This is a genomic window from Limosilactobacillus pontis DSM 8475 (assembly GCF_001435345.1).
GTDB classification, from domain to species: Bacteria; Bacillota; Bacilli; order Lactobacillales; family Lactobacillaceae; genus Limosilactobacillus; species Limosilactobacillus pontis.
In genome coordinates this window covers 1-6,843 of the sequence record NZ_AZGO01000068.1, presented here as the reverse complement: position 1 = coordinate 6,843, position 6,843 = coordinate 1, and the positions used below count along the sequence as shown (strand labels likewise).

Sequence of the window (6,843 nt, the reverse complement as noted above, 5' to 3'; positions counted from 1 at the left end):
TAGCGAGTTATTGCTTAGGGGGATTTGTCCATTTTCAAAAATCCGATATACTCTTGCGCGAAGCTTTAATGCATTCTTGATGGCTGCACACAGGTGGCCCTGTGGTGAAGTGATACTTTCCAAGTACTGGTAAAACTTGTCAAGCAACGGTTTCACATGAGTAATTCTTTGCTGCCGCTTTTCCTCCGCTGTTTGATATACTAGGCCGTTTTCCTTATGGAAAACGGTTCCTAGGATTCTCACCGCACGTAAGGCTTTGAAATGCTTTAACTGTTCTTTACTCAATAATTTGGTGATTCGAATGAATTCCCGACGAATGTGAACCAGACAAGAGCCAAAGTGGCCATTGGGATATAAACGGTTACTGTAACCACCATATCCATCACACATGATAAAGCCTGAATAGTTTTGCCCAATAATATCACCAATTACTTTTCCCGAACGTGTATTACGATAAGGCTTTTTATATATTCAACTACTTTATGTTCAAGCAACTCTGTTATTCCAAAATATACAATCAAGTACAGTATCAAAGATATAATTGGATTCTTGATTAAAGTAACAAATTCAAATACCAAAGTCATTAATAACATATAAAACGTGTTTTTATTTCTCTCTATAGTATACCTTTTATACAAATAACTATTACTTAATAAATACCATATAAATAGGACTACAAGAGATGATATTGCAATAGCATATGGATCCTTAAAAATAAAATAAGCAAGATAATTAAGAACTATAGCTAATATTAAAACACCAATCCCTAAAGCTAAATATTTCATAGAATTATTGGTTATCTTAAAGTAATTAAAAATAACTAAAGAAATACAACTAGTTATTCCTACCCCAGGTAACAATATTCTAAAAAAAGCAAGTGAACCTATATATTCAGGTAAAACAATTCTTACAAAAACTTGTACAGGGAAATATATAGCAATTAAAAAATACATTAATCCAAGAATATAGCTAATGTTTAATCCATAATTTTTTATAGCATTTGATATCTCCTGCTTATTTAGATAGGGAAATATTACAGTTGATACAGCTGTTAGAACTGTTGTCGTTAGTGATATTAAACTATAAGCAAAAGAATACTCGCCGAATATTTTATTATTAAAAAATATAGAAATATATTGATTATCCAAATTTAAAATTAGATTACTTATTTGGTAAGAAATAGTAACCGGAAAGCCAATTTTAAATAGCATTAGAATCGTCTTTTTCATTTTTCCTAAGGATAAAGCTTCACCAAATACTAAATCATGATATCTAAACATATAAGTAAATAAAATAATCAAATACGTAATTATAAAGCAATAAGTATACTGCCTATAAATTACATAATTTATTGCTTTAATCTTAATTAAGAATAATAACACTATAATTATGACTGAAGTGGAGATTGCTTGAAGCATATTTACTCTGGACAAGAAGCCAAAATCCATTATAGCTTGAGTAAAATATTGAAAATAAGTAAAGGTATTTAAAATAAAAGAATAGACTCCCACAGCAATAAATATAAATCTATATATATCATTAGGGATGAACAAACTGCAAATAACTAAGATTGAACTTACAATTAGCTCCAAAGATATAAAGAAACGTGTTATACATCTAAGCTTTCTTTTATCAATTTCACAATAATTTTCTCCACCAAAATGTAATAATATACCATCAACAAACCCAAAATGAAGTAGTGCACCATAGACACTATACAACATAAATAATTTATAATATCCATATTGTTCTACTCCTAATATTTTGGGAAGGATAAGGCCCACTAATATACTACTCAATAAAAGAGCAAAATTACTTATAATAACCCTAATAGTATTTTTAAAGAAGTCATTATTCTGTTTATGCTCCATATTTTCTCCTTAATTAACTTTTTAAGAGGTTTTTTATTTTACCTACGTAGTTTATACGTATCCTCTCTGCACCTTAGTTGTATAAATAAATCGTATAGTATTTCTATATTCATATGTCGTATCAAAACACTAAATTCGAGATACTAAAAGATGGTACTTAGATAAACCCAAGTGCCTGGTCTTAGTTCTAGGTAGGTTATGTCAGCACGCCAAATAGTTCCAATTGGATGGTTCTTAATCAAGTTAGGCCGTTGAGAATAATCTACATGAGTGCCTGGCTTCTTAAAACGCCGCCCTATTAGTGATCGAATGCCTAACTCCTGCATTAATCGGTAGACACGATTGGGCCAATGACTACACCAAGTCTTCTCATGGCAATTGTGATCCGAGAGTACCCATAGGCTTTATAATTATTTTCCCAAATTTCAAAGATCTGGCTTTTTAAAATCGTATCTTGTTTATCATGACGACTTATCTGATAGTATTATCCAATGATAATACGTACTTTTAGAAAGCCCTAAGGCTTTCAAGATTATCCAGAGGCGGTGTTTACATAATTGTTCGTTGATAAAGTCTATGGCTTTAACTTTGCCTAATGCCTTCCCAGTAACACCGCCGCTGCTTTTAAAATTTCATTTTCTTCCTTTAACTGCTGGTTTTCTTTCTGTAGTTGCTTGAAGGCTTCAACACTCGTTACGCCATCGTCAGGTAGTTCAACTAATTTGGCCCGCTTGATCCAATGACTGATGATTGTTGGATGAGCCCCATATTCACTGGCTAAGGATTTCTTTGAACGATTTTCATTTTGATAAAGCTTAACGATATTGTTTTTAAATTCATCTGAATAATATTTCATAAAACCCCTATTCTGATTTTTATCATTATGACACAAAATCTAATGATTTTGGTACTAAATTTCAGTATAGGAGCAAATAATTAAACTTGTACTGAAGAACTAGACAAACTAATTTTAAAATGTTTCAAACATTTCAAAATTTTAACACTTGGTATAATTATATTATTAGGAAAAGTAATAATTATTTTAATAAATATTATTTGATCCTTCGTAAAATTATAATTAAGTATCTTCCACAATTTGGGATCCATCAAATCTTTTTTAATAGTCCGAATATCACTTAGAAAATCATTTTTATAATTATTTTTAACACTATCTTGTCTCAATATATTAGTCATTGCCAATCGAACATTCCAATACTCACCAATTAACCTTCTTTCTTTATAATCTAAACCATCTAATAAATTTACAACTTCAAGTATATAGTTTTCAAATAACGCATTATTCAATTTCATATTGGGGAAATAATGATGCATAAGTGAATCTCTATTTTGAATATATTCATATACCTTATTTTTTAATAATTGAACTTTTTTACTATGTAGCAAAACATGACAGTTGAAGATTAAGTCCTCACCGTTAAATATATCTGTAGGAAATAATATCTTATTTTCAATTAAAATTTTTCTTTTAAATAATTTGGCGTAAGGACCAGAGGGATATTCACTTGTCTTAAGACTCTTTGTATTAACTTGGAGCACGCTTAAGATCATATTTTTTAACATGTTTTTCCCACTATAAATAACCATATCATGATCATCAGAAACATTAATTGATGTAGAAATAACGTCTAAACTTGGTCTTAGTTTCGCCTGTTCTATCATTTTAGAATATGCCTCTGGATAAATTCGGTCATCGTCATCTATAAATGTGATATAATCTCCCTGAGCAGCTAGTATCCCCATATTTCTTGATGCCCCAACCCCATTATGATTATTGAAGATGATTTTAACCTGCTTGTTTTTCTTCTCGACTGTTTTAAGAAAGTTTTTAGAAGCATCCACTGAACCATCATCTATAATAATGATCTCCTTTTTACACATTGCTATAGAAGCAATACTTTCAACTATTTTTTCTATTCTTTCGGTACAATTAAAGGTCGGAATGATTACACTGAGTAGCATTTTGGCACTTCCTTTTAATAGACTGGAATATTAGTAAAGAAATGAAACAGATTAGATATGCACAACTGGAAAAATGGAGATATAAACACCATCCTTTTAACATTAGCATAACAAATAACAATGCCAATACATATAGTCACAATACACATTGAGAAAATCAAATATCTTATGTTTAACCTAATTTTGGATATATATCTAGCCACATAAATTAATGCTAAGAAAGTAGTCACTAATATGTATCTGTCAAAAATCATTGACGTAAATATCAATGCAAATTGTACAAGTGACATAAACAAGAGCATTCTTCCAAATTGTGATAATCTATATTCCCTAGATAATTGGCTGAATACAATTAATGCCATAATTAACACTAAAATTGTCAGCAATCTTTCTAAGAATATAAATAAAAGCCCATTAGCAGAATGCTGCATAAAATCTCTTGAATAGGTGTTTGTCATATTCATAATTTGAAAGATTGGATTGCCACTCCCCAACGACGAGTTAGAATCAGTAACTAACCTGAGATAAATAGCAAGTAGCAACATTGGAAATAGTATTTTGAAAATTGAAATTTTTTTAATACATGCTACGTAAATAGCTAAAATAGAAGCTAAAATAATACCAGGGTGAAAAATCATTGGAATTAAAAACATCCATACATATTTTCGATTTTGAACTTTTTCAAAATATTCATATACGATAAGTCCAAATAAAGAACATGCTAAAGACCATCGCATAGTGCTTGCTGTATTTAAAAAATTATATAAAAGCGGCAAGGGCAAACTCAAAAATAGAGCTGTAGGTCCACTTATTTTACATCGTTCTTTTAAGTCAACAAAGGGAAAAAATAATGAAAATAGACAAATCACCGTATTAATATAAGGTAGTAAATTAAAGTATGCTGTTTTTGAAATCAGCATTTCTAAGGCTATGAAACCGATACTTGATGATTGATATCCAATTAATTCAATATTTTGTGAAAGCATTGAAAAATCCTGCCAATTTGAAATTGAACGCAGTTGGCCAAGTATTTGAAAATATCTATATGCATCATCCTCCACTGAGGGAATATAGACCAACACTAATAAACTAAATGTCAGCACCGCCCATAATAATAACCAATACGTCTTTCTCCCTCGCATGAGAAAAGATAATGCTAAAATTGCAACGCTGGCAGGGATTGGTAGAAAGATATACAGCGCAATCAGTACTAATATCATCAAACTTTCCTCCAAACTTAATTATTTCAAATTCCCTTTTATGGCTTTAACATATAATTCTTGATATTTTTTTGACATCACTTCATCACTAAATATTATTTTAGCTTCTCTATATATTTTTTTTTCTTTATTAACTAACTTAATTACATTCCCAAAGGAATTCACAAAGTTATCAGTATCATTATTTTTAAATAGTTCACCAAATGATCCTTGGTGAATAATTTCTTTATGGCTTCTAATATCCGAAAGTAATAGTGGTTTGCCAAAAGACAATGCCTCAAGAGTTGCCATGGGTAAGCCTTCTGAACGGGACGCAGAGGCTACGATATCTGCTTTCTGAAAAAAGGGAACGGTATTTTTTTTAAATCCAGTAAATACTATATTGGGATATTTTCTATATTTTTCCTTTAAAGCTTTAAATTCTGGACCGTCACCTACCACTTTTAAAGTTACTTTATAATTAACAATTTGCAAAACAGATCTAATTAAAAAATCAACATTTTTACGTTTAGATACCGATCCAACATAAACGATATTAATTTTTTCCCCTTTCAAGCCACCATTAATCGTTATAGCATGGTTAAAAGAAACACCATTTCTTATGGATAATGGAGTAAGGTTTGTTCTTTCCTTTAAATCCATACTCACTGATTCTGAGCAAGAAATATCTATTAGTTTTCTAAATAAAAAGCAATGAAGTCTAGCTAAAAGATTCCCCTTGCATTTTCCAAATGTCATCGGATAATCTTCAAAGGGATTATTATGAATTGTCGAAATATTCACCACATTTTTACGTTTAAAAAGAACATTAACCATATCTGGAAGTATGCCATGAGAATGAATAATTAATTTTTGGGGATCATCATTTAAAATCATTCTAATCTTTTTAATCCCATCGATCATACTTCTTTCACTATAAACTTTAATGTCAATATCTTGAAAATCGCAAATTATGGAATCAAGTCCTTCTGGTTTAAAAGTAACAATGATTGGATCAAAAATGCTCCTATTTAAGTTTTCTACAATGTGAAATAAAACATTCACCGGTCCACAACGCTTAAGAGAACGTATTAAATACACAATCTTTATTCTATTATTCATTAACAGTTTTCTCCTAATTCTATCAGTGATCATGATCTCTTACGTAGCCTTACCTATGTAGAGTATTTTTATACAAGGCAGATTGTAAAATTTAAGTTGAACATTTAAGTGGACAGAAAAACCCATCAAGGTCTTTAATGGTGTTACCACAACATTCCATTAGAAAGAAGGACCTTAATGGGCACCACTATTTTATCATTCCAGAACCGCGTTGTCATTGAAACGCTTCATAATGAAGGACGTTCCTTACGATACATCGCTAATTACTTAGGCTTTAGTAAAACCACAGTCTTTAACGAACTTCACCGGCTCAACGGTGAGTATCAAGCTGAACTAGCGCAAACTGACTTTGAACGCAAGGTTAGTCAACGGGGGTGGAAGTCTTCACTCACTAAAAGCCTTAAGCACTTGATTGAGGAAAAGATTAAAGTCCAGAAGTGGTCCCCTGAACAAGTTGCCCATGTAGTTGGGATTGCCTACAAGACGGTCTATAACTGGATTGATCAAGGATGGCTTGATGTACAGTTACCCGATTTGCCTGATCATGGAATGCGTCGTCATCGTGCTAAAGAAAAGCGTGGTACGTTCAGTCACGGCCGCTCCATTGAGGAGCGGCCTCATAAAGTCGAAACTCGCCAAGAATTCGGCCACTTTGAAGCTGATACCGTACT

Annotated in this window: 5 protein-coding genes and 2 pseudogenes; 1 reads left to right on the top strand and 6 read right to left on the bottom strand. The window is 31.4% G+C overall.

Annotation, left to right across the window (positions count from 1 at the left end; translation table 11 throughout):
* From FD34_RS08520 to FD34_RS08235, 6 genes and pseudogenes are all read right to left on the bottom strand, one after another.
* Positions 1-456 (bottom strand): annotated as a pseudogene (locus FD34_RS08520) (IS66 family transposase); the annotation flags it as partial.
* On the bottom strand, positions 429-1,871 hold the full coding sequence (locus FD34_RS08255; protein WP_057808354.1) for a lipopolysaccharide biosynthesis protein: 1,443 nt from the start codon (positions 1,869-1,871) through the stop codon (positions 429-431). The gene FD34_RS08255 and the pseudogene FD34_RS08520, both read right to left, overlap by 28 nt.
* A gap of 146 nt (positions 1,872-2,017) precedes the next feature.
* Positions 2,018-2,727, bottom strand: a pseudogene (locus tag FD34_RS08855) (IS3 family transposase); the annotation flags it as partial.
* Between the two features lie 80 nt (positions 2,728-2,807).
* Positions 2,808-3,851: a glycosyltransferase family 2 protein gene (locus FD34_RS08245; protein ID WP_057808352.1), complete on the bottom strand. Its 1,044-nt coding sequence runs from the start codon at positions 3,849-3,851 to the stop codon at positions 2,808-2,810.
* Positions 3,852-3,865: 14 nt separating this feature from the next.
* Positions 3,866-5,071, bottom strand: coding sequence for an EpsG family protein (locus FD34_RS08240; protein WP_057808351.1), 1,206 nt, complete (start codon positions 5,069-5,071; stop codon positions 3,866-3,868).
* A gap of 21 nt (positions 5,072-5,092) precedes the next feature.
* The gene (locus tag FD34_RS08235; RefSeq protein ID WP_057808350.1) at positions 5,093-6,172 is read right to left on the bottom strand and encodes a glycosyltransferase family 4 protein; all 1,080 of its coding nucleotides are present in this window, start codon (positions 6,170-6,172) and stop codon (positions 5,093-5,095) included.
* A gap of 177 nt (positions 6,173-6,349) precedes the next feature.
* On the opposite strand from FD34_RS08235, the gene FD34_RS08230 reads away from it, so the two are divergent.
* A partial coding sequence (locus FD34_RS08230) for an IS30 family transposase (protein ID WP_157046897.1) occupies positions 6,350-6,843 on the top strand: 494 nt, incomplete at its 3' end.

Bases quoted from the DNA above. Each gene is read 5' to 3' on its own strand.
- FD34_RS08255 (WP_057808354.1), bottom strand. From the start codon at position 1,871: ATGGAGCATAAACAGAATAATGACTTCTTTAAAAATACTATTAGGGTT.
- FD34_RS08245 (WP_057808352.1), bottom strand. From the start codon at position 3,851: ATGCTACTCAGTGTAATCATTCCGACCTTTAATTGTACCGAAAGAATA.
- FD34_RS08240 (WP_057808351.1), bottom strand. From the start codon at position 5,071: ATGATATTAGTACTGATTGCGCTGTATATCTTTCTACCAATCCCTGCC.
- FD34_RS08235 (WP_057808350.1), bottom strand. From the start codon at position 6,172: ATGAATAATAGAATAAAGATTGTGTATTTAATACGTTCTCTTAAGCGT.